Raw genomic sequence first — 23,521 nt, 5'->3', positions numbered from 1 at the left:
TGCATCGTCACAATCTACCTGATTTTTGAGTGACGCGATCCGTAGCAGGGCACACCGCCTGCATCAACCGGCACCGCCCGGATTAGGGCTCAGCGGTGGACACCAAGCTGGGCTGTCAAGCCGCCGTCGATCGGAATGACAGCGCCGGTGACATAGGCGGCCGGCGGGCTCATCAGGAACGCGACAAGACCCGCGATCTCATCCGGTGCCGCGAAGCGGCCGGCCGGAATCTGCTTTTCCATCTGCGCGCGATAGGCGGCATAGGGGGTCATCATATCCGTGTCGATGAAACCGGGCGCGATGTAGTTCGCCGTGACTCCGCGCTTGGCGCTCTCGATCGCGAGCGTCCTGAGATAGCTGAGCAGCGCGCCCTTGGAAGCGGCATAAGCGGCGTTACCGGCATTCGCCTGAAGCGCGGTCACAGAGCCGATCACGGCGATGCGGCCAGCGCGGGCGCGGATCATCGGCCGGATGAAGGTCTTCACGAGCCGTGTCACGGACCAGAAATTGACCTGCATGGCCGCCTCGGCCTTGTCCTGCGCCATCACGGCGGTCAGGGCATCATAGGGCTGGCCCGCATTGTGCACGAGCCCGTAATAGGCAGTGTCTTCCTGAGCCGCGCAGAAGGCCTCGATCGCGGCCGTGTCGGCCAAGTCGAGCGCCAGCGCATTGATGGCCACGCCATGGGTGTCCGCGAGCTCACGCGCCAGTGCGTGAGCGGCATCGCCGGAACTGCGATAGGTGAAATCGATGGAATAGCCGGTGGCAGCGAGTGTCCGCACGATGGCAGCGCCGACGCCCTTAGCTCCGCCGGTGACGAGAATGCGTTGTGGTTCGACGGCGGCTGTCATCGTATCTGCGTCAGGTCACCGGTTCGGCAGTGAACAACAGACAGGTGTTCTGCCCACCGAAGCCGAAGGAATTGGAGAGAACACGCGTCACCTGCGCATCACGCGCCTCATTGGGCACCACATCGAGCGGGATCGCGGGATCAGGCACGCGATAATTGATCGTCGGCGGCAGCCGGCCATTGGCGATGGTCATCAGCGACACCACAGCCTCGATCGCGCCCGCCGCCGTCAGGGTGTGGCCGATCATCGACTTATTGGATGAGATCGGCACCTGCGCCATGCGCTCGCCGAGCACGGTCGTCAGGCCGAGGGCCTCCATCTTGTCGTTCTCGGGTGTCGCCGTGCCGTGAGCGTTGATATAGTCGACATCGTCGGGCGTCAGCCCCGCGTCGGCGATGGCATCGCGGATCGCGGCGATGATCGGCGCGCCGCCCGGGCTGGAGCGGGTGCGGTGAAAACCATCGCCCTTCTCGCCGACGCCCGCCACGATGCCGAGAATGGTCGCGCCGCGCGCGATCGCGTGGTCATAGTCCTCAAGCACGAGCGCCGCCGCGCCTTCGCCCATGACGAAACCGTCGCGGTTCTTGGAGAAGGGCTTGGCGGCCTCTTCGGCCGGCTCGTTCTGGGTCGACAGGGCCGAGAGCAGCGAGAAGCGGATCAACGCCTCCGCGTGCACCGAGCCATCGGTGCCGATGGCGAGCACGGCCTGGCTCTCACCGCGACGGATCGCCTCGACGCCGAGCTGAATGGCCGTCGCGCCGGAGGAACAGGCCGTTGACAACGAGATCGGCGAGCCCTTGGTGCCGAAGCGCTCACGGATGCGGTCCGCGACCGTTCCGAACAAGAAGAGGTTGTGCCAGTCCCTGAAATCGCCGGAACCAGCGGCCTTGAGCAAATCGGCATAGGTGATGTCGCCCACCTGGCCGGAGGCCTTGGCCAACGCCTCGCGCTGGGGCCATTCCATTTCGACGGGCGGCACAGCAATGAAAAGGCTGCCGGGAAAATCCCCGGCGGCGCCGATCGCAGCCTGGCTCACGGCCTCCTCGGCGGCGAGCGTGGCGAGTTGCTCCGACAGCAACGGCGCGCAGAACGGCTCGACGGGAATGAAATCGACCGTGCCCGCGATGGTTGTGCGCAGGCCTTCGATCGGGAAGCGGCTGATCGTGTGGATGCCGGAACGGCCGGCCGTCAGGGCGGCCCAGTTCTCTTCCTTGCCGGCGCCGAGCGAGGTGACGACGCCCATGCCGGTGACGGCAACGATCGGCCGTCCGTGACTATCGCGGTGTTGCTGTGCCATCGTGCTCCCGCCTCAGACCGACGTCAGGAAGGCCAAGCCTTCGCCGCGCATGTGACCGACGCTGGTGACCGCGGCCTGCCTGAGATAGCTGTCGCGGATTGCTGCCGCCGCGATGGCCACGTTCAGGGGGAACTGTGCCTCGATCGTGTGACCGATGAAATCACCCATGGCATGCACCGTCGTGCCCGGCATGAGCTTGGCCAGCGCGCCGCGCTCTTCCTCGGTGATGCCGGTTATACCGGTTGCGCCGGAGAGAATGGCGCCCCCCGTTGGCTTGAACTCGCTCGCTGCTTGCTGCCACAGATTCTCCACGCTGGCGCCCACCGCGCCAATGCCGCGTGTCACCTGGTCGGCCGCGACAGCCTGCAACGTCGCAACCGGGGTTGCGCCCCGCGCCTCGGCGGTTTCCCGCGCCTCCAGCACCAGGAAGCCGGCGGCGCTGCCGGGGATGAAGCCGCCACCCTCGCCGGGCCGGTCCCAGACCGACGCATAGGGCTTCTTCCATAGAAGCTGCCCCATTTCGTAGATCAGCAGAACATCCGGCCGCTCGGCGTTGTAAGCCCCACCGACAAGGAAGGTATCGCCCTGTCCCGCCGCGATGCGCGCGTGGGCGATGCGCAAGGCGTCGACGCCGGACTGCTCCTCGCCCATGAAGGTGCGCGTGGCGCCGGTGACGCCATGGACGATGGAGATATTGCCGGCCAGAAGGTTGGACAGCTGGGCGAGGAACAAGGTCGGCCGGATGTCGCCCATCAGGCGTTCGTTGAGGAACACGCCAGGCTTCTCGGCCGTGCGCAGTCCGGTGAGGATCTGGCCGTCGACCGCATAGTCGCGCTCGCCGCCGCCTGCCGCGACGATCAGCTGCATGGCTGCAAGCTTTTCCGCGTCGCCCTTGAGGCCCGCATCTTCAAGCGCGAGGCCTGCGGCATAAACTCCGAGGCGTTGCCAGGGCTCCATCTGCCGCTGGTCGGCCTTCTTGGGAATCTGCCGGTCCAGCTCCAGCGGAACGGCCGGATGAACGGAAAACGGAGCGAAACGCTCGCTGTCAATGACCGGGCTCGCGTCTCCGTCGAAAATGGCGAGATGGGCTTTCGCACCTTCGCCCAGGTTGGAGACGAGCCCGAGGCCGGTGATCCAGACCTCACGCGTCATTCTGCGCTTCCTTCACTTCGAGGCCAAGGGACGCTGCCTGTTCGCGCATGCGGGCTCCCAGGCCGTCGGGAAACGGCATCGTGCGGAACATCAACTCTGCATCACAGATGGCCTTGCCACCTGAGGCAATGCGCGCCTTTGTCACGGCGTAGCCGGAGCCCTCGTGAATGCGGGTGGCCGTGATGTCGAGCGGCGCGCCAGGGCCGACGAAAGTGCGGAATTTCGCTTTCTCGACGCCGCAGAGAAACGGCATATGGGAGAAGCGGCAGAGGCCGAGAATGAGATAGCCGGATGCCTGAGCCATCGTCTCGGTCAGAAGGACGCCGGGCATCAGGGGATGACCGGGAAAATGGCCTTCAAAAACCGGGCTCTCCGCGGGAACGGTCGAGCGGGCCTCGAGTCGCAAAGACGCTTCGTCGAAAGCGACGACGCGGTCGATCATCTGAAAGTATTCAAGGCGCATACGGTGAGCTACCGGAGCCGGACAGCTACGCCGGGAAGGCCGGCGCCTGTCGTTTCGTCAAGCCCGGACGGGTTCGAAGGCCCGTTGTCGGGACGCATCACGCGGTTTTCGCCGCCACGAGATCGTCGATGCGGGCGCAAAGGTTCTTCAGAACGAAATACTGATCGGCCGGGACCTTCCCGTCATTGACCTCCTGCGTCCAGGTCTCAAGAGGCAACTTGATGCCGAAAGCCTTGTCGATCGCGAAAGCGATATCGAGGAAGGCCAGCGAATCAATTCCGAGGTCGTCGATGGCGTGGCTTTCCGGCGTGATCTGGTCACGCGGAATATCAGCGGTTTCGGCGATGATATCGGCGACGGTCTCGAAGGTAGATGCCATCGCTTGGCTCTCCTGTCCGTGAAGTGTGCAACCCTTGCAAGGCGCAACAGAAAAAATGCCCAGGCACGCGGTGCGTGCGCGGGGCCTTGATGCGTTTCCCTATACATGAGCGCCGGCTCTTGTCCAAGCGCGGGTGACGGTTCGGTGACCGATCTTCGTCGCATATTCGCAGATTGTGCGACATCGCACGCCATCGACGCTGCCGCCGTTTTCGCCAAGCGGACCTTCGATAGCATGCTGCGGGTGGAAGGTGAGGCGGCCTTGCGGCCGCCTCATTCATCATCAGGCTGCGAGATTTCGCAGGACATACTGCAGGATGCCGCCGTTGCGGAAATAATCCAGCTCGTCGAGCGTATCGATGCGGCAGGTCAACGGCACATTCTTCACCGAGCCATCGCTCATTGTGATCTCGGCAACCAGAGTCTGACGTGGCTTGAGATCACCCTCGATGCCGCGAATCGTGACGACCTCGTCCCCCTGCAGGCCGAGTGTCTGCCAGGAATCCTCACCCTGGAACACCAGCGGGACGATGCCCATGCCAACGAGGTTTGAGCGGTGGATGCGCTCGAAGCTCTGGGCAATGACGGCGCGAATGCCGAGCAGTTTGGTTCCCTTGGCCGCCCAGTCGCGGGAGGAGCCGGTGCCGTATTCCTTGCCGGCGAACACCACCAGCGGAACACCCTCCGCCTTGTACTTCATGGCCGCGTCGTAGATGGGCATCTCGGCACCGTCGGGCCAGTGCTTCGTGAAGCCGCCCTCCTTGCCCCCGAGCATCTGATTCTTGATGCGGATATTGGCGAAGGTGCCGCGCATCATGACTTCATGGTTGCCGCGGCGGGTGCCGTATTGGTTGAAGTCCTGCGGGCGCACCTGGTGATCGCGGAGATAGTGGCCGGCAGGGCTCGCTTCCTTGATCGAGCCGGCCGGGGAGATGTGGTCCGTCGTGATCGAATCGAGGAACAGACCCATCACCCGTGCCTTCACGATGTCCGTGACCGGCTCGGGTTTCATCTCCATGCCTTCGAAGTAAGGCGGATTCTGCACGTAGGTAGACCCCGAATCCCAGGCATAGGTCTCGCCGGTTGGTACAGCGATCTTCTGCCAATTCTCGTCGCCCTTGAAGACGTCCGCGTATTTCTCCTGGAACATCGTCTTGGTGACGTTCTCACGGATGAACTTGGCGATCTCCTGGTTGGAGGGCCAGATGTCCTTGAGATAGACGGGTTTCCCGTCTGATCCTGTGCCGAGCGGCTCGGTCGTCAGGTCGATCTGCAGCGAGCCGGCGATGGCATAGGCGACGACCAGCGGCGGCGAAGCGAGGTAGTTCGCCTTCACGTCCGGGTTCACGCGGCCCTCGAAGTTGCGGTTGCCGGAGATGACGGCGCCCGCGACGAGGTCGTTCTTGTTGATCGCCTCGGAGATGTTTTCAGGCAGCGGACCGGAGTTGCCGATGCAGGTGGTGCAGCCGAAGCCGACGAGATTGAACCCGAGCGCGTCGAGATCGGTTTGCAGGCCCGAAGCGTTGAGATAGCCCTCGACGACCTGCGATCCTGGCGCGAGCGAGGTCTTCACCCATGGCTTCGACGTGAGGCCGCGCGCCACGGCGTTGCGCGCAAGGAGCCCGGCCGCGATCAGTACGCTGGGGTTGGATGTATTTGTGCAGGACGTAATGGCCGCGATGGTGACGTCGCCATGGCCCAGCGTGAAGTCGGCGTCGGCGACGGCGACGCGCTTGGTCGCCTCGCCCGGCTTCTTGAACTCGCCCTCAAGGGCGGTGAGGAAGCCTTCCTTGGTGCCGGAGAGCAGCACACGGTCCTGCGGGCGCTTGGGGCCGGCGAGCGAGGGCAGCACGGAGCCGATATCAAGCTCGAGGATATCGGAAAAAACAGGATCCGGCGTCCCTGCCTCGCGCCACATCCCCTGCGCCTTGGAATAGGCCTCGACCAGCGCGATGCGGTCGTCGGTGCGTCCGGTTTCGTCGAGATAGGCGATGGTTTCGCTGTCCACGGGGAAGAAGCCGCAGGTCGCACCATATTCCGGCGCCATGTTGCCAATTGTGGCGCGATCGGCGAGCGAGAGATGGTCGAGACCTTCCCCGAAGAATTCGACGAACTTGCCTACCACACCCTTCTTGCGCAACATCTGGGTGACGGTCAGCACGAGGTCGGTCGCCGTGATGCCCTCGTTGAGCTTGCCGGTGAGCTTGAAGCCTATGACCTCGGGTATGAGCATGGAAACGGGCTGGCCGAGCATGGCCGCCTCGGCCTCGATGCCACCCACGCCCCAGCCGAGCACGCCGAGGCCGTTCACCATGGTGGTGTGGCTGTCGGTGCCAACGCAGGTGTCGGGATAGGCGACCGTCTCGCCGTCCTCGGTCTTGGTCCAAACGGTCTGCGCGAGGTACTCGAGGTTGACCTGGTGGCAGATGCCGGTGCCGGGGGGCACGACGCGGAAGTTATCGAAGGCCGACTGGCCCCATTTCAGGAAGCGGTAGCGCTCCTGGTTCTGCTTGTACTCTTCCTCGACGTTCTTGCCGAAGGCGGCATTGTTGCCGAAGAAGTTGACGATCACGGAGTGGTCGATCACGAGGTCGACCGGCACCAGCGGGTTGATGCGCTTGGGATCCCCACCGAGATTGACCATGGCGTCACGCATGGCGGCGAGGTCCACGACCGCTGGAACGCCAGTGAAGTCCTGCATCAGCACGCGCGACGGGCGATAGGCGATCTCCCGCTCGGCCGTGCCGCGGTTCACCAGCCAGTCCTTGATGGCGATGATGTCCTTCTTCGTGACGGAGCGGCCGTCCTCGAAGCGCAAGAGGTTCTCCAGGAGGACCTTCATCGAGAAGGGCAGGCGGGAAATCCCCTCCAGGCCGTTCTTTTCGGCTTCCGGCAGGGAGTAGTAGGTGTAAGTCTTGCCAGCCGCGACAATGGTGCGGCGAGAGGAGAAGCTGTCGACGGATTTGGTCATCGCGTGATCCTTCGGGGACGGACGGCACAGATGTCCTGGTGAGACAGAAATGCCGGCCTGTTGCGCAACAGCGCGCGCCGCCCCGGGGGTGCCCAGGTCCCCGCGCGTCACGCGCGCGGCGCAGCCTGCGCTCTATATAGAGAGTTTCGTGTCGGACTGCTAGACGAATCATAGTCGTTCTAAACTGTCCGTGAAGTCTTTCTTGTCATTCCGCCCTCGCTCTCCGCCACAGAGGTTTGCCATCTTGCGCCTTGAGATCGATCGTCTTTCCTGCCGCCGTTCCGGACGGCTGCTGGTCGAGGACCTGACGCTCACGATCCCCGGTGGCGAGGTGCTTGTGGTCAAGGGGCCTAACGGCGCGGGGAAGTCGACGCTGCTCGCGACGCTTGCCGGGCGGCTCAGGCCGGCCGCCGGCACGATCCGCCTGGCCGGGAATCGCAACTTCGCGGAGCAGCGCGCCGAGGAGGATGCGCCGCTCGCTGAACAGGCGGTCATGGTCGGTCATCGCGACGGCCTGAAAACGGCACTGACCGCGACTGAGAACCTGGTCTTCGCCGCAGCCATGCTGGGGACGCCGGCGACGCCGCAGCAGGCAGCTGCGGCCCTTGATGATCTCGGCCTTGTCCATGTCTCCGATATTCCCGTCGGATATCTCTCGGCGGGCCAGCGGCGGCGAGTGGCATTGGCGCGACTTATTCTGGTCGATCGGCCCGTATGGCTGCTCGACGAGCCCACCGCTGCGCTGGATCTCGCGGCACAGAACGATCTTGCCCATCTCATGCAGCGGCATCTGGCGCGCGGCGGTCTCATCGTTGCAGCTACACATCTTCCGCTTGGGCTCGACGGCGGGAGGGAGCTCACACTTGGGATGAGGGAAGATGGCGGAGATGGCCCCGGCGCGTATCCTGACGTCAGGGATGCTTGGGAGCTCGGCGCATGATGGCCGCTCTCGGTGCTCTTCTCATCCGGGATTTGAAGCTTGCGGCGCGAGTCGGCGGCTCCGGGCTACTCGGGGTGGTGTTCTTCCTGATGCTCGTCACGCTCATTCCCTTCGCGCTTGGGCCGGATCTCAATCTTCTGCGTCGCATCGGCCCGGCCATTCTGTGGATCGCGGCGGTGCTCGCCACCCTCATCGGCCTCGACAGGCTATTTCAGGGCGATGAGGAGGATGGCTCCCTCGATCTCATGCGCATGTCGCGGGTGCCGCTTGAGCTCACCGTTGTCGTCAAGGGTCTCGCACACTGGCTAACGACGGGCTTTCCGCTGGCGCTGCTCTCGCCGTTATTCGGGCTGCTGCTTGCCCAGGAGCCAGATGCGATGCTGGCCGTGATGGCGACACTGATGGTCGGTACGCCGGCTCTCACGTTCATAGGCGGTATCGGGGCGGCGCTGACAGCGAGCCTGCCGCGCGGCGGCCTCATCCTGGCCGTGCTCGTCCTCCCCCTGATGATCCCTACATTGATCTTTGGCGTCTCTGCAGCGCAGGCGGCTCTTGGAGGGACCGTGCCGTTCCTCACACCCTTCCTGGTGCTCGCGGCGCTGAGCCTTGTCGCGATCGTGACCGGTGCCGTCGCGTCCGCGGCAGCGTTACGCGGCGGCGGATAGCAGGAGACCGTTGCGGGCGGCACCGTCGGCCGCTACATCACGATGATGCGGAGGAGCACCATGCCGACCAGCCTTCTATGGGGGCTCGCCAATCCCACGCGCTTCATGGCCTTGTCGGCCCGCATCCTGCCTTGGATGGCGGGTTTGAGCGCGCTTGTAACCGTCGCTGGGCTCTATCTCGCGCTGTTTTCATCGCCGGCCGACTATCAGCAGGGCGAGACGGTCCGCATCATGTATATCCACGTACCAGCTGCCTGGCTTGCGCTTGCGCTCTACACGATCATGAGCGCATCGGCGCTCGGAACGCTGGTGTGGCGCCATCCGCTGGCGGATGTCTCGCAGAAGGCGGCGGCGCCTATCGGGGCCGCCTTCACGTTGCTGTGCCTCATCACAGGCTCTCTCTGGGGCAAGCCCATGTGGGGTACCTGGTGGGTATGGGATGCGCGCCTCACCTCAGTGCTCGTCCTTTTCCTCATCTATCTCGGCATTCTCGCGCTCTGGCGTGCCATCGAAGATCCCGGACAGGCGGCGCGTGCCGTTGCCATTCTCACCTTGGTTGGCTTCGTCAATATTCCCATCGTCAAGTTCTCGGTGGATTGGTGGAACACCCTGCACCAGCCGGCTTCCGTCATCCGCATGGATGGCGCCACGATCGATGCCAGCATGCTGTGGCCGTTGTTCGTGATGGCGATCGGGCTCACGCTGCTGGCCCTGACGCTGCACATGTCCGGCATGCGCAGCGAGATTCTGGCGCGGCGGGTTCGCAGCCTGACCTTGAAGGCCGCTGATCCCTCGGCCGAGCGCCGCCTTCCGCTGGGCGCCGGGTCCGCCGGTGCCGGACCGGCGTGAGGCTCGGGTAATGATTGCGCTCGGTGCACCACATATCGGCTTCGTGCTGGCTGCCTATGGGGCGGCTGCACTGATCGTGTTGGGCCTCGTGGCGCGTGCCGTCCTGGACAGCCGGATGCGGAACAGGGCACTCGGCGCCTTGGCTGCGCGCGGGGTGGCTCGTAACAGAATGCCATCGTCCGGCCACGCTCCGGGTGCAAGTGCCATGCGACATGCCGGCGATAATGGTGGCGCCGCCGGGACCATATCATCGGCACGGGGTGCCGCGGACCAGGATACAGGCGAGGACAAAGAGGGTGGTGCTGCGCGATCCCACAACAACGGACGGAGCGATCGCTCCTGAAGACGGGTCCCTGCGGCGGCGTCGGATCCTGCTTGCGGTGCCACTTGTCATTTTCCTGGCGCTGGCTGTGCTGTTCATGGTGCGATTGTTTGCCGGCGATCCGGCGCGCATCCCGTCAGCGCTCATAGGCCGTCCGGTTCCGGCGTTTTCCTTGCCGCCGCTCGAGGGGCTCGTGCGTGATGGCCAGCCTGTCCCGGGGCTGACCAATGAGAGCTTGTTGGCGGCGGGCCCGAATCAGGTGACGGTGGTGAATATCTGGGCTTCCTGGTGCGCACCATGTCGCGAGGAACATCCGCTCCTGATGAGCCTGGCGCAGGATCCGCGCGTCAAAGTCGTCGGCATCAACTACAAGGACAATTCTGAGAATGCCCGGCGTTTTCTCGGCGCGCTTGGCAATCCGTTCACGGCAGTCGGCGTGGATGCAGCTGGCCGCGCCTCCATCGACTGGGGCGTGTATGGCGTGCCTGAAACCTTTATCGTTAGCCGCGACGGCCGGATTCAACATAAACATATCGGGCCGTTAACCCCCGAGGCGCTGCAAACAAGTATCAAGGCAGCGATCGACAAGGCCGCTTCGCCCTGACGATTCGTTCCCATCCGTCTGACCGGTCCTCACGAGCGGTCATCAGCACCAGCAGGTTCCCTCCCCGGACCACAGCCATCCATGATCGCGCGTTCCCCCAAGCTTCCCAAGGAAAGTGACGTCCTGCTGCTCAGCGCGGAACTCAGCGCAGAGCGGACGGCCAGCCTTGTGCGTATGATCACGGGAATTGTCCTTCTCGCCGCGATCGCGTTTGTCGACCGCAAGAGCGATTTCTCGCCAATCGGCGAGCGCCAGGTTTTCTATGCCCAGCTCACTGTGCTGACGTTGTTCCTGTCGGGCCTTTTGAGCTACGTGCTGGTGCGCATCCGTCTCTGGCGCTGGTGGATGAGCTTTGTCACGGCAACGATCGACATGTTCATCGTTGCCTTCAACATCTGGCTCAACGTCTGGGTCACCGGGCTGACTGGCCAATATATCCTGTCGTTTCCGATCATTGCGGCCCTACCGCTGGTGTTCGCGAGCAATGCATTGCGCCTGCGGCCGAGCGTCCAGATCTACACGACGGTCCTGCTCGTCCTATCGCTGATCGCTGTGGGAATTTTCGCCGCGCCTGCGCAAGTAACGTTCCCGCGCCCCCCTGAGCTCATGGTCCAGGACCAATTCGGCTGGCAGCCAAATTTCGCGCGCGTTGTCATTCTGCTTCTCACTGGCGGCATTCTCATCCTTGCGTCCGCGCGCGGCCGCAAGCTTCTGGTGCGCGCGGTGGAAGAAACAACGATCCGCCTCAATCTCGGCCGCTATTTGCCGGCGGAGCTCGCGCCGGTGCTCGCCGAAGGGCGCATCAGCGAACTTAAGGCCGGCCGCCGAAGCGTTGTGACGTTGATGTTTGTCGACATCCGCGGCTCGACCGCCATGGAGGAAAGCCTGTCACCCTCAGCGGTGGTGGAGCTGATCGGCACGTTTCGTGAGCATGTCATGGCTGCGGCGGCCGCGCATGGCGGCGTCATCGACAAGTTCATCGGCGATGGCGCCTTCCTTGTCTTCGGCATGCCGGAACCCGGCGAGGACGACGCGGCGCGGGCGCTCGCCTGCGGGCGGGCCATTCTGGACCGCATGGACAAATGGAACCTGGAACGCGGCCGGAATGGGTTCGATCCCATCCGCATCGGCATCGGCGTGCATAGCGGAGAGGCGTTCATCGGCGCCATCGGCAACGACATGCGCCTGGACTTCACGGTGCTGGGCGATGCGGTGAACGTTGCCTGCCGCCTCGAGCAGGCGACGAAGCTCCACCAGGTCGCATTCCTCGTGTCAGAGGAAGCGCTCGCCGCTGCCCGTGCCGACCGATCCGGATGGCGCCATATCGGCGAGCAATCCCTGCGCGGCCGGGCCGAACCCATCGAGCTGTTCACGCCCGCCGATCTGAGGGGCTGGGAGACAGCCAGAGCCGAGCCCGCCAGCCAAGCCTCCTGACCCGAACCCGGGTGCTCTGCGGCTGCCGAGCTCTCCTATGCCTCGGGCTGGTCCTTCTCGGGCAGAGAATGGCGCATGATGAGTGGAGTCTGCGCCAGCGCGAAGACGATGGTGATCGGCATCGTCGCGAAAACCTTGAAGTTCACCCAGAAGTCGGTGGACTGGGTTCGCCAGACCACCTCGTTCAAAACCGCAAGGAAGAAGAAGAACAGCCCCCAGCGCCAGGTCAGCTTTCGCCATCCCTCCTCGTCGAGATGAAACACGCTATCGAAGACGATCGGGAGGAGCGGCTTGTTGAAGGCCAATCCGCCAATGAGAATGCCGCCAAACAGGCAGTTCACGATGGTAGGCTTCAGCTTGATGAAGAGCTCGTCGTGGAGGACGAGCGTGAGGCCACCGAACACCAGCACCACGATGCCCGAGACGATCGGCATGATCGGCAGGTGCCGGACAAGCGCATAGTGGACAGCGAGCGCGATGGCTGTCGCGACCATGAAGACGGCCGTTGCCGTGAAGAGGCCCTCGCGCTGGTTCGCAAAAAAGAACAGGACGAGGGGCCCAAGCTCAAGGGCCAGCTTGAGCATCGGGTTGAGCGGCTGTCGCTTGGTATTGGTCATGAGATGATGTCTGCCTGTTCCGCCATAAGCCGTCAACTCCGGTGGCTGGCGCCGCCTATCACGACCGCGGGAGCACCTCCTCCGAATTTTTTCGGGTGCATGTCACATTCCCGGGAACTCGCTCGTCAAGTGACCGAGATGTTCCCAGAATCGGAAACGGAGTGAGACATGAAGCCGAGATTGAACCCCTATACCGCCGCTCCTGATACGATGAGCGCGATGTTCGATCTGGAGAAGCGGGCGTTCGGCAGCGGACTTGAGCACAGCCTGCTCGAGCTCGTGAAAACGCGGGCGTCACAGATCAACGGCTGCGCCTTCTGCATCCACATGCACACACGTGACGCTCGCGCTGCAGGTGAAACGGAAGAGCGGCTCTACTTGCTGGACGCCTGGCGGGAATCGCCCCTCTATACGGATCGGGAGCGTGCCGCCCTCGCCTGGACCGAGGCCTTGACGTTGGTCTCGGAAACCCATGCGCCCGATGAGGACTATGAGGCGCTGAAGCGCGAATTCTCGGAGGAGGAGCAGGTGAAGCTCACGCTGATGATCGTCACGATCAACGCATGGAATCGTTTCGCCATTGGCTTCCGCGCCATCCATCCCGTGTCAAAGCGGCAAGACCGTGAGTGACCGTATCGTGAGTGATCGCGGCCCCGACCAGGATGCCATGTTGACGGAGGCCTTCTCGGCGGCGCGCCCACGCCTGATCCGCCTTGCCTATCGCATGCTTGGATCCATCGCGGAGGCCGAGGACATGGTGCAGGAGGCGTTCATTCGCCTCCACCGCGCCGACGCGGGCACCATACGCGAGCCGGCCGCCTTCCTGTCCCGTGTCGTCACCAATCTCTGCCTCGACCAGCTCAAGTCGGCCCGGATGAAGCGGGAGAGTTATGTGGGGCCCTGGCTGCCGGAGCCCGTGGTCGATCCGCTCGAGGGGGAAGACAGCGACGACATCACCACCGTGCTGATGATGGCGCTGGAACGGTTGTCGCCGCTCGAACGCGCCGCCTTTCTCCTGCATGATGTCTTCGGCGTCGGCTTTGATGAAATTGCGGCCTCCCTTCAGCGCGATCCCGCAGCCTGCCGGCAGCTTGCACGCAGGGCCCGCTCGCATGTGCAGGCGGCGCGCCCGCGCTTTCCCGTTTCGCCGGAGAAAGGCCGCGATCTGGCGGAGGCTTTCCTCGCCGCCTCCGCCACCGGCGATATGGCCGCCCTTCACGCGCTGTTGGCCGAAGATGTCGTGCTCTATGGCGACGGTGGCGGGAAGGTCACCGCGACGTTCAATCCGATCTTCGGGCAGGACAAGGTATCCCGCTTCTTCTGGGGCCTCAGTCGCAAGAAGGATTACAAGCCGGCGACCGTGCTCAGGCGCTGCATCATCGACGGCTTGCCCGGCTTCGTTACGGTCGACGGTCAAGGTCATCTCCAGACGATCGCCCTCGCGATAGACGACGGACGGATCACGGCGATCTATGTGGTCCGCAATCCGGACAAGCTCGCGCATGTCGTCGAGGGGCTTTCGCCCTTTGCTTCCTAGAGGCAACGAGCCGCGCCCTTTGACATTGGGCCAGAACCGGTGCCACGAAGGCGGGACCCTTTGAGTCCCGCCGTCAGCCGATCCTGCCGATGCCCATTCCTGCCCTGGTGATCTATAGTCTCGCCGCGCTCGCGGAGATTGTCGGCTGCTTCGCCTTCTGGGCGTGGCTGCGCCTTGGCCAGAGCGTGCTCTGGCTCATCCCCGGCCTCGGCTCCCTGGCCGCTTTCGCCTATCTGCTCACGCTGGTCGACGCGGCTGCGGCTGGGCGCGCCTACGCGGCCTATGGCGGCATCTATATCGTGATGTCCCTGATCTGGCTGTGGCGCGCCGAGGGTGTTGCCCCGGACCGCTGGGATCTGGCTGGCGGCGCCATCTGTCTCGTCGGGGCGGCGGTCATCCTGCTGGGGCCGCGGGCCGCCTGAGCGGCTGGTCGGTCAGGCGTCCAGGCCCGCGATGGCCCGAGCGAAATCGCGCGCGGTGAAGGGTTCGAGATCGTCCACGCCCTCGCCGACGCCGATGAAATGCACCGGCAGGCCGGTCTTGTCGGCCAGCGCCACGAGGATGCCGCCGCGCGCCGTGCCGTCGAGCTTGGTCATGACGAGGCCGGTGACGCCGGCGGTCTTGCCGAAGATCTCGGCCTGGCTGAGCGCGTTCTGGCCGGTCGTCGCATCGAGCACGAGGAGCACCGCATGCGGCGCCTCGGCATCGAGCTTGCGCATGACGCGGACGATCTTCTCAAGCTCCGCCATGAGGCCCGCCTTGTTCTGCAACCGGCCGGCGGTATCGACGATCAGCACGTCGGTTCCCGCGTCACGGGCTGCCTGCAGGGCGTCGAAGGCAAGGCCCGCCGCATCCGCGCCCTGGTCACGCGCCACGACGTTGGCGCCCGTGCGCGTGCCCCAGACCTTGAGCTGCTCGACGGCCGCAGCGCGGAAGGTGTCGCCGGCCGCGAGCATCACCGAGCGGCCCTCGGCGCGATATTTGGCGGCGAGTTTGCCGATGGTGGTCGTCTTGCCGGAGCCGTTGACGCCGACCATCAGGATCACGAAAGGCTTCCTGTCTGCGGCGATGATGAGAGGCTTGGCGACAGGCGCCAGCACCGCCTCGACCTCTCGGGCGAGCACGCCCTTCACCTCTTCCGGATCGATCGAACGGTCATGCCGGCCCTTGCCGACAGCCTCCGTGACCCGTGCCGCCATGGTCACCCCAAGGTCGGCCTGGATGAGAATATCCTCGAGTTCCTCCAGGGTCGCGGCGTCGAACTTCCGCTTGGTGAAGAGATCGGTGATGCCCGTGCCGATCGACGACGAGGTGCGTTTCAGGCCCGCCGTCAGCCGCTGCCACCAGCTCTGGGGCTTCTGTGCGGACGGGGCGGGCAAGTCCGGTTCCGGCTCCGGTGGTCCGGGTGGCGCGACCCGAGCGGCATGGGGCGCGCCAGCATCATCGACCGATCGGGAAATTTCTTCGGCAGGGGGCGGGGTGACGGACACGGCCTCGGCGGCATCCGCTGGCACCACAGGAGCTGCCTCCGCCACGGGTATGGCCGGTGCCTCCGGTGGGGACGCGACGGGTTCGGCCGGAGGCGGCGGTGACTCGGAAGGTGGTGACTGGGGCGGGGCTTGTTCTGAAGAGGCTGGTTCGGTCTTGTCCCTGCGACGGCCGAACAGCCTGTCCAGCATCGTCCGCTTCTCGTTCTCAGCCATCGTCGCCTTCAATCTCCGGACACAATCCCGAAAAGCCCATCGGACGTTTCGGAAACGATCATGCGTTCAAACACTGCGTTGTCTCGGCCACCTTTGGATGGCCCGTTGCACATGAGCCTTGCCGCTCGATCTCGCAAGGCCTAGAGCGGCTCCATCGCGTCGGCAGGATGAGGGCATGACACAGGACGGGCCGAAGGGCCATATCCCCAAGATGGATATCCATATCCGCGGGTCGGATATTCTGACGCGCCTTCTCTACCGCGACGGGCTCATGCTCGTCATCGACAAACCGGCCGGGCTGCCGGTCCACCCCGACGCGAAGGGCGGCGAGACGCTCGCCGATCACCTCGATGCCCTGCGTTTCGGCCTGCCGCGCCGGCCGGAACTGGCGCATCGCCTGGACAGGGACACGTCCGGCTGCCTTGTCCTCGGGCGTCATCGCAAGGCGCTGGAACGGCTGAGCCGGCTGTTCGCCGAGAACAAGGTGGCCAAGACCTATTGGGCCGTGGTCGTCGGCGGCCCGGAGGCCGACGCCGGCGAGATCATGCTGGCGCTCAGCCCGCGTGATCCCGCGCGGGGATGGCTGATGCAGGTCGATCCCGCCGGCCTGCCGGCCCTGACGCGCTGGCAGGTTCTCGGCCGCGGCGAGGGCCTTACCTGGCTCGCGCTCGAACCCGTGACCGGCCGCACTCACCAGCTTCGGGTTCATTGTGCCAGCATGGGCTGGCCGATCCTGGGCGACCGTATCTACGGGCGCGGCGGAGCCGGCCAGCGTCTTCATTTGCATGCGCGCGCGGTAACAGTCCCACTTTATCCGAAACGCGATCCGATCACGGTAGAGGCGCCCGTGCCAGCGGCCATGCAAGAGACGCTGGCGATGCTTGAACGAAGAGACGGCAGTCAGTCAGGCTGAACCGACATCATTGCTCTGGCTTGTGGCCGGAAACGCCGTGTCGCCAAGTCAGTCGCGACGGGCCATCCCTCCCCTCAGGGGAGGGGGGCGCCGCAGGCGCCGGGCGGGGGTCCACCCGACGCTGACTTGACTGGAAGAAGGGGATGCGTGCTGGCCGCGGAGGTCCCGGTCTCCTGCCGCGTGCCCCGCCCGACCTCGCTGACGCGAGGCCACCCTCCCCTGAGGGGAGGGATCAACGCGCTGGCTCCCTCGTGCCATCCCCGGCATCTTGGCCGGAATTCCCTTTGCCCGTCGTGGACGTTCTCGTTTCAAGCCGCCAGCAGCTCGTGCCCGTCGTGGCCGGCGATGATGACGTCCAGGATGCGGCCGGGGATGGCTGCGGAGGCGAGGCGCACCAGTGTGAAGCCCTCGGTGCGGCCGAGCTCTGCATTTTCGGTGAGCACCGGCACCTGACGGCCGACCTCGCGCGCGAGATGGCGGGCGAGCGCCTCCGTGCCCTTCTCGCGCAGGCGGCGGGCGCGGTCCTTGACGAGCGCGCGATCGACCTGCGGCATGCGCGCGGCCGGCGTGCCGGGGCGCGGCGAGAAGGGAAAGACGTGGAGATGGGTGAGGTCGCATTCGTCGACGATGGCGAGCGAGCGCGCGAACATGTCCTCGGTCTCTGTCGGAAAGCCGGCGATGATGTCGGCGCCGAACACCACATCGGGCCTCAGCTTGCGGATATCCTCGCAGAAGCGGATGGCGTCGTTGCGCAGGTGGCGGCGCTTCATGCGCTTCAGGATGAGGTCGTCGCCGGCCTGCAGCGAGAGATGCAGGTGCGGCATGAGGCGCGGCTCCGTCGCCAGCGCGTCGAGCAGATCATCGTCGGCTTCCACGGAGTCGATCGACGAGATGCGCAGGCGCGGCAGCTCCGGCACATGCTTGAGGATCTGCTTGACGAGGCGGCCGAGCGTCGGCGTGCCCGGCAGGTCGCGGCCGTAGCTCGTGATGTCGACGCCGGTGACGACGACCTCGCCGCAGCCGTTCTCCGTGAGCCGTCGCACCTGATCGACGACAGCGCCCATGGCGACGGAGCGCGAATTGCCGCGGCCATAGGGAATGATGCAGAAGGTGCAGCGGTGGTCGCAGCCGTTCTGCACCTGCACGAAGGCGCGGGGCAGCCCGCCGTAGCCGTCGACGAGATGGCTCGCGGTTTCCTTCACCGCCATGATGTCGCTGACGAGGGTACGCTCGGCGCGTACGTCCCCGGCGAGAGCCGCCCAGGTGCCGGCCTGCATCTTCTCAGTGTTGCCGATGACGTGGTCGACCTCGGCCATGGCGGAAAAGGTCGCCGCCTCCACCTGCGCGGCGCAGCCGGTGACGACGATGCGCGCCTGCGGCCGTTCGCGGCGCAGTTTGCGGATGGTCTGGCGGGCCTGCCGGCTGGCCTCGGCCGTCACGGCGCAGGTGTTGATGATGACGAGGTCGTCGGCGCCGGCCGCATCGGCGTGGCGTTTCATCGCCTCCGATTCGTAAGCATTGAGTCTGCAGCCAAAGGTGACGACGTCGATTGCCATCAGGCCGCGCCTACGAAGAGTCGAGGTGGGAGGCGGTCTTCCCACTCGAAGGCTACAGCTCCCGTCATCAGCACGTGACCATCACTTTCCCGCCAAGTAATGGTGAGGTCACCGCCGGGCAGGCTGACAACCACCTCGCGATCGGTGAGGTTCTTGCGCGCGGCCGCAACGGCCGCGGCACAGGCGGCCGACCCGCAGGCTCGCGTAATGCCGGCTCCGCGCTCCCATACCCACAGATCGATATGACGGCGGTCCTTCACCGCCGCGAGCGAGATATTGGCCCGCTCCGGAAAGATCGGGTGGTTCTCGAGCAGCGGTCCGATCGCCGGAAGGTCATAGGCCTTGACGTCATCTACCCAGAAGATGGCATGGGGATTGCCCATGTTCACGGCGGACGGCGAATGCAGGATGGGCGCGTCAATGGGTCCGATCTGCAGCTCGATCGCGCGGGTATCGCGGAACTCTTCCGCCAGCGGGATCTGGTCCCAGTCGAAGCGTGGCGTCCCCATATCGACTGTGAAGGTGAGCGCATCCACCCGGGTGCAAGGCAGCAGGCCCGCGGTGGTCTCGAGTGTCAGGCTGTCACGGTCGCCCTTCTGCATCAGGTGCCATGCCACGCAGCGTGTACCGTTGCCGCAGGCCGCCGATTCCGAGCCATCCGTGTTGTAGATGCGCATGAAGGCATCGGTGCCCGGGGTAACGGGAGCGTGCAGCACCATGAGCTGATCGAAATGAGAACGCGCATCGCCGGCGATGGCACGCGCCTCCGCTGGCGTCACGACGTGGTCGGCGTGGCGCAAGTCGAGAACGACGATTTCGTTGCCGATGCCGTTCATCTTCGCGAAGGGGTGGTTGGCAAGCGTGCTCATGGTCTCAGCCGGTTGTGCAAACGTCTGGAAAGATGGGGGCCTTTTAAATTGAATGCGAGGGGGTGCCAATCCGTGAAAGAGGTCACGGGTTTCAGTTATTTGTGCGCCATGGCGTGCTTTGCCGCAAATAAGCACCAAATCGCGATGAACATCCCCTAAAGCATCTCTCGCTCACCGACGCCGAGAATCGTATCGTCGCGACAGCGAAAAGGTAGCGATTCGCGGCGGTGGCGAGGAGCCAGGCAATGAGGGAGAGCCGGGCGTTGGGAGAGTTCGCAATCCTGCAGGACGTGCCTTGTCGATCCGTGCCTCGTCCGGGCGCGCGTCGCGAAGCTCGCGGCCAAAGATCCCGTGCATCATGGCCGGTCGGAGCGCTATGCGGCGCGGCGCTGGTCATGGTCGTCCTGATTGCTGTTGGCCCTGTTCTGACGCCCAGCGCTTTCGCCCAGGATGCGGCGCAGCCCCCGATCGCCGCCACTCCGGCGCCCGCCGAGGGCTCCCAGGCCGCACCACGGGCTGTCGAGGAACTGCCCGCGCTCGTGCCTTCAACGGGCAACAGTGGGGATGCGGAGGATGTGACCCTCCCGGAGAAGCCGGCGGCTGTTCTGAAGGGCGGTGAGAGTTCGTGGGACGATGGCTTCAAGAACCTGACAGAGAGCTTCGCCCGCATCCAGGACGCGCTGGCAAAGGCAGGACTGAAACCGGCTGGGCGCCCCCTCGCCATCTTTCTGTCGGCGGACGACACCCATTTCCGTTTCGAGGCTATGGTCCCGCTGGCCGCGCCGCTGCCTGCCGGAGGTGAGATCGCGCCCGGCATCACGGCCGGGGTAACCCCGTCAGGCCGCGCATTGCGCTTCGTCCACAAGGCACCCTACGACGAAATCGATACGACCTACGAGGCGATCACCGCCTATCTCGATTCAAAGAACATGGTCGCGAAAGACACCTTTATCGAGGAATATCCATCCCGCACGATGGATCCGGATGACCCGGAACTCGAGATCAATGTCTACGTTCAGCCGAAATAGTCGCTTGTGTGAAAGCTGAATGCTCTACGCGTTCACCGCACCAGCCTACGCATGCTGCGAACGCCGGTAGCCGCAATATTACGGAATATGCGTAGCGTTCGTGCCACGAAGCTGTTGCCGCTCGCGTGCCGGATATAGGCGGCAGCGATGCGATGGGCGCGGGACTGGTACGCGACGTTGCGAAAATACCGCAGCTCAGTGACTTCGGCGATAAGGGTGTCCTTCTCAAAGGCTGCAATGCGCCGGATCTCCCGGGCCCGTTCCTCTGACAAGCGAGCGAGCTCGCGATCATGGGCGTTATCCGCGGCTTGCGCGGCAACAGCCTTTTTTAGACGTTCGATCTCAAGCCAGGGCTCGATATAGGCAGTCCGCGACAACGGCGCACAGACCTCGGCCGGAGCGACCGTTGCATTCCAGACGCCAACGAAGAAGGCCGCGTTGTCCGGCGTGACGCTGTGCTCCTTCTGGGCCGGCAATAGAAGTGTTTGCGAAATCGCCTCCGAATTCAGGCTGAGGTCCATCGCGGTGTCTCGCGTGGCGAGGCGCGCATTACCTTCGTCGATGATGGACAAGCCGGTCAGCGGGCTGCCTAGGAGCCATTGCGATGCCGGACCGAGGACGGAAACCGTGGTGTCCTTAAACTCGTCGAGGCTGTAGGTCCTCTTATGGAAGGGGTTGTGGACGCCACGGCTCGCGTCGATGGCGTCATTGGGGCAGCTGATGATGATAGCGCCGTCCGGTGCCAGCAAGGCGCGAAGGTTTTCCAGTAACCGCGTCGCGTCCGATACATGCTCGATGGTCTCAAAACAGGTGATGAGATCGAACGGCCCATGCCCATCGAAAGTCGCGGGAGAGAGTGCATCGCCTGCCACAAACGTGATGCCGGGACATGCGAAACGCGTGTTGGCTGCCTCAATCGCCTCCTGGGCGATATCGACGCCGACGACCATGGCGGCTCCGTTTGCTCGGAGAAAGCTCGCGCCGTAGCCTTCGCCGCAGGCGACATCGAGCACGCGTTTGCCGTTGCAGAGCGACGCTGCGAGCAGATAGCGCGCGACATGTTCGGCAGCAAGCATTGCATTGTAGGGCATGGTGTCGGGAGAAAAGCTGATCCGCTCAGCCATGGCAAAGGACCTTGGGTGTGACGGCAGGATCGGGTGGGGCGTCGTAACGCGGCCTCTGGCCGAACAGCTGGGCGACGCGCGCACGGTATGCCGCGTGGGAATGTTGTCGTTCGACCAATGCCATCGCGGCTTGGCTGAACGTCTGGAGAAGCGCGGGATCACGATGGAGGCGAAGCAAGGCTTCCACATAGGCATCGGCCATCGCATCATTGTCCCATAGAGCAGGAAGCAGAATGCCCGTCTTCCCGTCTATAATGACTTCCGCAATGCCGCCGACATCAGACGCGATGACGGTGAGCCCATGACTCATAGCCTCAAGAATCGTATTGGGAACGCCATCATAATGGCTCGTATACATCAACGTAAGATATGTATTCGGCGACAGGGAGTTGAAGCCGTTATACGGACCGTGGAAGGTGAGATTCTTATATCCGTTGAGTTGTGTTGCATTGAACCCGTTGAAGACCGCTCCGCCGAAAGCATGGATATGCGCATCGGGAAGGCTGCGCTGCAAGCGTGCGGCAATTAATGGTAGAAGATCTGGACGTTTCTCGGAATCCAGCCGCGATGCCCAGAGGATCCGGGACTGGGCTTCTGGCGTTCGCGGGACGATCACGGCTGGCCTCTGCACCGGTGCATAGAGGCATTCCCATTTTTCTGTCTGAGTGCCGATACGGTGGCGATCGCGCTCTATCATCGCCTGGCTGTCACAAATAATCTTTGAAAGTGTATCGATATTCTCTGCAATAAGATTTAGCGGCGAATAGTAGATAAACTTACGACCGTCCTGAATAATTTCAGTTTCGCAAAAATGATAGTAGAAGCATTGATGTTGACCCATCACTGGGCCGAATGCATTCAGAAAACGCTCCGTAAATGTTGAATCACGGAGATGGATGCGCGCGTCCGGCGTGCGGGACTGGATGAGCTTGAGCGTAAGGAGGCAGCGCTTGTCGATCGGCAATCCGCCGCAGAGGCTGCCGAGGTCAACGATGCTTGCGTTGGGAGGCACGCGATCTTCCCAAGACGGCCCGGCACAATCTTCTCCGAAAATCAGCAGCGCGTCGGAGAGCGGTTCGTTCTGGTACATCGCCTCGAGCAGTTCGAGGAAATATTTCTCGGCGCCGCCGCGTGGCATGAAGGGCAGCAGGAACACATCGCTGAAATCCGAGTCGCCGATAGCTTGGCAAACCTTGTAGTAGGCCACGCCCGCCGATAGGTCCTGCATGGAATTCGAGACGAGCTCGCAATGTTCGTATTTCGATGTCGAGATAAGAGGCTCGATGGTGTTGGCAGCGTCGATTGCGCGTCGGATGTCATCCCGTGCCAGGAGGTCTCGCGATGGCGGATCTATCGGTTTGCCGGCGCCCGGTGCTTTCGCGACACGATCATAATAGGGGGCGCAGACCTTGAGATATGTCTTTGGCTCGAACAGGGGGCTCGGCGGGATCTGGCATGTCGACATCGTCTCCGCGCGATCGAGCAGGCTTCCCTGGCGTTTGCGATAGAACAGAAGCGTGCCGGGAACAATACGCATGTCAAAACCTGCGGCGAGTGCCGCGCTGTTCAGGTGCCAGTCCTCGAAGGCATAGCCCTTCGACAATCGGACGTCGGCGTACTGCAGGTGCGCAAAGGCATCGCGATGCGCGCACAACCGCGATGTGAACGGGTGCATGTCGATGAAGGCGAACGGCGTCACCGTGGCGAGATCGCGGTAGGCCCAGATGTGATAGGTCGCGCCGAAGGCGAAGAGATATTCCGGAAACAGGAAGCAGCGGGGGCCCGCGTCGCGCGCGGCCCGGATGGTCGCTTTCAAGAAATTGGGCGAGACGAGGTCGTCGGCGTCCGCGGTCAAAATAAATTCGCCGCGCGCTCGCGCAATGCCGTCATTGCGCGACAGGCCGAGTGAGCCGTTATCGACCTCGAGGATCTCGACGTGGCCATACCCGCTGAGATCATGCGCCATCAGAACAGCGCGCGTTGCATCGTCGCTGCGGTCGAGCACTGCCACAAGCTCGATGATTAGACCATCGTCGCGCGCTACAGAAAGCGCCTCATCCAGCGAGAGGAGCGTGCGTTTTAGGAAAACGGCTTCGCGATGTATGTTGAGAATAATGGAGGCGTGAAAATTTTGCGACGCTTCCATTTCGACGCCCCCCAGCGTGGTCATTTGTGCACGATACATGGCGCGATCTAACTTAAATAGAAATATGGGTCAAATGTAATGGCGGCAAATCTTAGAGGCGAT

The 23,521-nt window shown here is 63.8% G+C and carries 23 protein-coding genes; 11 read left to right on the top strand and 12 right to left on the bottom strand.

The genetic code is table 11. The annotated features are described in order from the left end of the window. Window positions 1–89: 89 nt before the first annotated feature. From KIO76_RS06280 to acnA, 6 genes are all read right to left on the bottom strand, one after another. Window positions 90–851 carry an SDR family oxidoreductase gene (locus KIO76_RS06280; RefSeq protein ID WP_213321968.1) on the bottom strand — a complete coding sequence of 254 codons (762 nt, stop codon included), beginning with the start codon at window positions 849–851 and terminating at the stop codon, window positions 90–92. A 10-nt stretch (window positions 852–861) separates the two neighbouring features. Continuing rightward, window positions 862–2,148 (bottom strand): beta-ketoacyl-ACP synthase, encoded by a 1,287-nt coding sequence (locus KIO76_RS06275; protein WP_213321967.1) that lies wholly within the window; start codon window positions 2,146–2,148, stop codon window positions 862–864. A 12-nt stretch (window positions 2,149–2,160) separates the two neighbouring features. Further along, window positions 2,161–3,300 carry a beta-ketoacyl-ACP synthase gene (locus KIO76_RS06270; RefSeq protein WP_213321966.1) on the bottom strand — a complete coding sequence of 380 codons (1,140 nt, stop codon included), beginning with the start codon at window positions 3,298–3,300 and terminating at the stop codon, window positions 2,161–2,163. Beyond that, complete coding sequence (locus KIO76_RS06265) at window positions 3,290–3,763, bottom strand: 3-hydroxyacyl-ACP dehydratase FabZ family protein (RefSeq protein ID WP_213321965.1); 474 nt, start codon at window positions 3,761–3,763, stop codon at window positions 3,290–3,292. The genes KIO76_RS06270 and KIO76_RS06265 overlap by 11 nt, the downstream gene beginning before the upstream one ends. Before the next feature lie 97 nt (window positions 3,764–3,860). Beyond that, on the bottom strand, window positions 3,861–4,142 hold the full coding sequence (locus KIO76_RS06260; protein ID WP_110374860.1) for an acyl carrier protein: 282 nt from the start codon (window positions 4,140–4,142) through the stop codon (window positions 3,861–3,863). A 282-nt stretch (window positions 4,143–4,424) separates the two neighbouring features. Beyond that, the gene (acnA, locus tag KIO76_RS06255) at window positions 4,425–7,112 is read right to left on the bottom strand and encodes an aconitate hydratase AcnA (RefSeq protein ID WP_213321964.1); all 2,688 of its coding nucleotides are present in this window, start codon (window positions 7,110–7,112) and stop codon (window positions 4,425–4,427) included. A 244-nt stretch (window positions 7,113–7,356) separates the two neighbouring features. Between acnA and ccmA the strand changes: the two genes are divergently transcribed. From ccmA to KIO76_RS06225, 6 genes are all read left to right on the top strand, one after another. Then, a complete protein-coding gene (gene ccmA, locus KIO76_RS06250) occupies window positions 7,357–8,052 on the top strand; it encodes a heme ABC exporter ATP-binding protein CcmA (RefSeq protein WP_213321963.1) in 696 nt (231 codons plus the stop codon). After that, window positions 8,049–8,717: a heme exporter protein CcmB gene (gene ccmB / locus KIO76_RS06245; protein WP_213321962.1), complete on the top strand. Its 669-nt coding sequence runs from the start codon at window positions 8,049–8,051 to the stop codon at window positions 8,715–8,717. Before ccmA ends, ccmB begins: the two co-directional genes overlap by 4 nt. 60 nt (window positions 8,718–8,777) lie before the next feature. Continuing rightward, the gene (locus KIO76_RS06240) at window positions 8,778–9,566 is read left to right on the top strand and encodes a heme ABC transporter permease (RefSeq protein WP_213321961.1); all 789 of its coding nucleotides are present in this window, start codon (window positions 8,778–8,780) and stop codon (window positions 9,564–9,566) included. 10 nt (window positions 9,567–9,576) lie between these two features. Continuing rightward, complete coding sequence (locus tag KIO76_RS06235) at window positions 9,577–9,909, top strand: heme exporter protein CcmD (RefSeq protein ID WP_249729509.1); 333 nt, start codon at window positions 9,577–9,579, stop codon at window positions 9,907–9,909. Between the two features lie 37 nt (window positions 9,910–9,946). Next, window positions 9,947–10,492, top strand: coding sequence for a DsbE family thiol:disulfide interchange protein (locus tag KIO76_RS06230; protein WP_291976681.1), 546 nt, complete (start codon window positions 9,947–9,949; stop codon window positions 10,490–10,492). Between the two features lie 81 nt (window positions 10,493–10,573). After that, window positions 10,574–11,926, top strand: a complete 1,353-nt coding sequence (locus KIO76_RS06225; protein ID WP_213321960.1) for an adenylate/guanylate cyclase domain-containing protein — start codon at window positions 10,574–10,576, stop codon at window positions 11,924–11,926. Window positions 11,927–11,961: 35 nt separating this feature from the next. Here the strand turns inward: KIO76_RS06225 and KIO76_RS06220 are convergent, their stop codons facing one another. Then, window positions 11,962–12,543, bottom strand: a complete 582-nt coding sequence (locus KIO76_RS06220; RefSeq protein WP_213321959.1) for a septation protein A — start codon at window positions 12,541–12,543, stop codon at window positions 11,962–11,964. A 168-nt stretch (window positions 12,544–12,711) separates the two neighbouring features. Between KIO76_RS06220 and KIO76_RS06215 the strand changes: the two genes are divergently transcribed. The 3 genes from KIO76_RS06215 to KIO76_RS06205 all read left to right on the top strand — a co-directional run bounded on the left by KIO76_RS06215 (window position 12,712) and on the right by KIO76_RS06205 (window position 14,502). After that, window positions 12,712–13,173 carry a carboxymuconolactone decarboxylase family protein gene (locus KIO76_RS06215; RefSeq protein ID WP_213321958.1) on the top strand — a complete coding sequence of 154 codons (462 nt, stop codon included), beginning with the start codon at window positions 12,712–12,714 and terminating at the stop codon, window positions 13,171–13,173. A 37-nt stretch (window positions 13,174–13,210) separates the two neighbouring features. Further along, window positions 13,211–14,080 (top strand): sigma-70 family RNA polymerase sigma factor, encoded by an 870-nt coding sequence (locus tag KIO76_RS06210; RefSeq protein WP_213325072.1) that lies wholly within the window; start codon window positions 13,211–13,213, stop codon window positions 14,078–14,080. Between the two features lie 95 nt (window positions 14,081–14,175). Next, on the top strand, window positions 14,176–14,502 hold the full coding sequence (locus KIO76_RS06205; protein ID WP_213325070.1) for a YnfA family protein: 327 nt from the start codon (window positions 14,176–14,178) through the stop codon (window positions 14,500–14,502). 12 nt (window positions 14,503–14,514) lie between these two features. On the opposite strand, the gene ftsY is transcribed toward KIO76_RS06205, so the two are convergent. Then, window positions 14,515–15,783, bottom strand: coding sequence for a signal recognition particle-docking protein FtsY (ftsY, locus tag KIO76_RS06200; protein ID WP_213321957.1), 1,269 nt, complete (start codon window positions 15,781–15,783; stop codon window positions 14,515–14,517). A 211-nt stretch (window positions 15,784–15,994) separates the two neighbouring features. Here ftsY and KIO76_RS06195 point away from each other — a divergent pair, with 211 nt between their 5' ends. After that, window positions 15,995–16,696: an RluA family pseudouridine synthase gene (locus KIO76_RS06195; protein WP_213325069.1), complete on the top strand. Its 702-nt coding sequence runs from the start codon at window positions 15,995–15,997 to the stop codon at window positions 16,694–16,696. Between the two features lie 308 nt (window positions 16,697–17,004). On the opposite strand, the gene mtaB is transcribed toward KIO76_RS06195, so the two are convergent. Together mtaB and dapF are read right to left on the bottom strand one after the other, a co-directional pair. Next, entirely contained in the window at window positions 17,005–18,252 is a 1,248-nt protein-coding gene (mtaB, locus tag KIO76_RS06190) for a tRNA (N(6)-L-threonylcarbamoyladenosine(37)-C(2))-methylthiotransferase MtaB (RefSeq protein ID WP_213321956.1), read from the bottom strand. After that, window positions 18,252–19,121, bottom strand: coding sequence for a diaminopimelate epimerase (gene dapF / locus KIO76_RS06185; RefSeq protein ID WP_213321955.1), 870 nt, complete (start codon window positions 19,119–19,121; stop codon window positions 18,252–18,254). The genes mtaB and dapF overlap by 1 nt, the downstream gene beginning before the upstream one ends. Before the next feature lie 395 nt (window positions 19,122–19,516). Between dapF and KIO76_RS06180 the strand changes: the two genes are divergently transcribed. Beyond that, complete coding sequence (locus KIO76_RS06180; RefSeq protein ID WP_213321954.1) at window positions 19,517–20,149, top strand: GyrI-like domain-containing protein; 633 nt, start codon at window positions 19,517–19,519, stop codon at window positions 20,147–20,149. Window positions 20,150–20,181: 32 nt separating this feature from the next. Here KIO76_RS06180 and KIO76_RS06175 read toward each other — a convergent pair whose 3' ends face one another. After that, window positions 20,182–21,273, bottom strand: a complete 1,092-nt coding sequence (locus KIO76_RS06175; RefSeq protein WP_213321953.1) for a class I SAM-dependent methyltransferase — start codon at window positions 21,271–21,273, stop codon at window positions 20,182–20,184. Further along, window positions 21,266–23,458 (bottom strand): glycosyltransferase, encoded by a 2,193-nt coding sequence (locus KIO76_RS06170; RefSeq protein ID WP_213321952.1) that lies wholly within the window; start codon window positions 23,456–23,458, stop codon window positions 21,266–21,268. Before KIO76_RS06170 ends, KIO76_RS06175 begins: the two co-directional genes overlap by 8 nt. Window positions 23,459–23,521: the final 63 nt, after the last annotated feature.

This window comes from Chelatococcus sp. YT9 (assembly GCF_018398315.1).
GTDB lineage: Bacteria > Pseudomonadota > Alphaproteobacteria > Rhizobiales > Beijerinckiaceae > Chelatococcus.
The sequence above is the reverse complement of the archived record's forward strand: the minus strand, read 5'-3'. Positions and strand labels throughout refer to the sequence as shown.

What these genes read in the sequence shown, in the direction of transcription:
- KIO76_RS06280 (WP_213321968.1), bottom strand. Translation starts at nt 851, where the DNA reads ATGACAGCCGCCGTCGAACCACAACGCATTCTCGTCACCGGCGGAGCT.
- KIO76_RS06275 (WP_213321967.1), bottom strand. Translation starts at nt 2,148, where the DNA reads ATGGCACAGCAACACCGCGATAGTCACGGACGGCCGATCGTTGCCGTC.
- KIO76_RS06270 (WP_213321966.1), bottom strand. Translation starts at nt 3,300, where the DNA reads ATGACGCGTGAGGTCTGGATCACCGGCCTCGGGCTCGTCTCCAACCTG.
- KIO76_RS06265 (WP_213321965.1), bottom strand. Translation starts at nt 3,763, where the DNA reads ATGCGCCTTGAATACTTTCAGATGATCGACCGCGTCGTCGCTTTCGAC.
- KIO76_RS06260 (WP_110374860.1), bottom strand. Translation starts at nt 4,142, where the DNA reads ATGGCATCTACCTTCGAGACCGTCGCCGATATCATCGCCGAAACCGCT.
- acnA (WP_213321964.1), bottom strand. Translation starts at nt 7,112, where the DNA reads ATGACCAAATCCGTCGACAGCTTCTCCTCTCGCCGCACCATTGTCGCG.
- ccmB (WP_213321962.1), top strand. Translation starts at nt 8,049, where the DNA reads ATGATGGCCGCTCTCGGTGCTCTTCTCATCCGGGATTTGAAGCTTGCG.
- KIO76_RS06240 (WP_213321961.1), top strand. Translation starts at nt 8,778, where the DNA reads ATGCCGACCAGCCTTCTATGGGGGCTCGCCAATCCCACGCGCTTCATG.
- KIO76_RS06235 (WP_249729509.1), top strand. Translation starts at nt 9,577, where the DNA reads ATGATTGCGCTCGGTGCACCACATATCGGCTTCGTGCTGGCTGCCTAT.
- KIO76_RS06225 (WP_213321960.1), top strand. Translation starts at nt 10,574, where the DNA reads ATGATCGCGCGTTCCCCCAAGCTTCCCAAGGAAAGTGACGTCCTGCTG.
- KIO76_RS06220 (WP_213321959.1), bottom strand. Translation starts at nt 12,543, where the DNA reads ATGACCAATACCAAGCGACAGCCGCTCAACCCGATGCTCAAGCTGGCC.
- KIO76_RS06215 (WP_213321958.1), top strand. Translation starts at nt 12,712, where the DNA reads ATGAAGCCGAGATTGAACCCCTATACCGCCGCTCCTGATACGATGAGC.
- KIO76_RS06210 (WP_213325072.1), top strand. Translation starts at nt 13,211, where the DNA reads ATGTTGACGGAGGCCTTCTCGGCGGCGCGCCCACGCCTGATCCGCCTT.
- ftsY (WP_213321957.1), bottom strand. Translation starts at nt 15,783, where the DNA reads ATGGCTGAGAACGAGAAGCGGACGATGCTGGACAGGCTGTTCGGCCGT.
- KIO76_RS06195 (WP_213325069.1), top strand. Translation starts at nt 15,995, where the DNA reads ATGGATATCCATATCCGCGGGTCGGATATTCTGACGCGCCTTCTCTAC.
- mtaB (WP_213321956.1), bottom strand. Translation starts at nt 18,252, where the DNA reads ATGGCAATCGACGTCGTCACCTTTGGCTGCAGACTCAATGCTTACGAA.
- dapF (WP_213321955.1), bottom strand. Translation starts at nt 19,121, where the DNA reads ATGAGCACGCTTGCCAACCACCCCTTCGCGAAGATGAACGGCATCGGC.
- KIO76_RS06180 (WP_213321954.1), top strand. Translation starts at nt 19,517, where the DNA reads ATGGTCGTCCTGATTGCTGTTGGCCCTGTTCTGACGCCCAGCGCTTTC.
- KIO76_RS06175 (WP_213321953.1), bottom strand. Translation starts at nt 21,273, where the DNA reads ATGGCTGAGCGGATCAGCTTTTCTCCCGACACCATGCCCTACAATGCA.
- KIO76_RS06170 (WP_213321952.1), bottom strand. Translation starts at nt 23,458, where the DNA reads ATGTATCGTGCACAAATGACCACGCTGGGGGGCGTCGAAATGGAAGCG.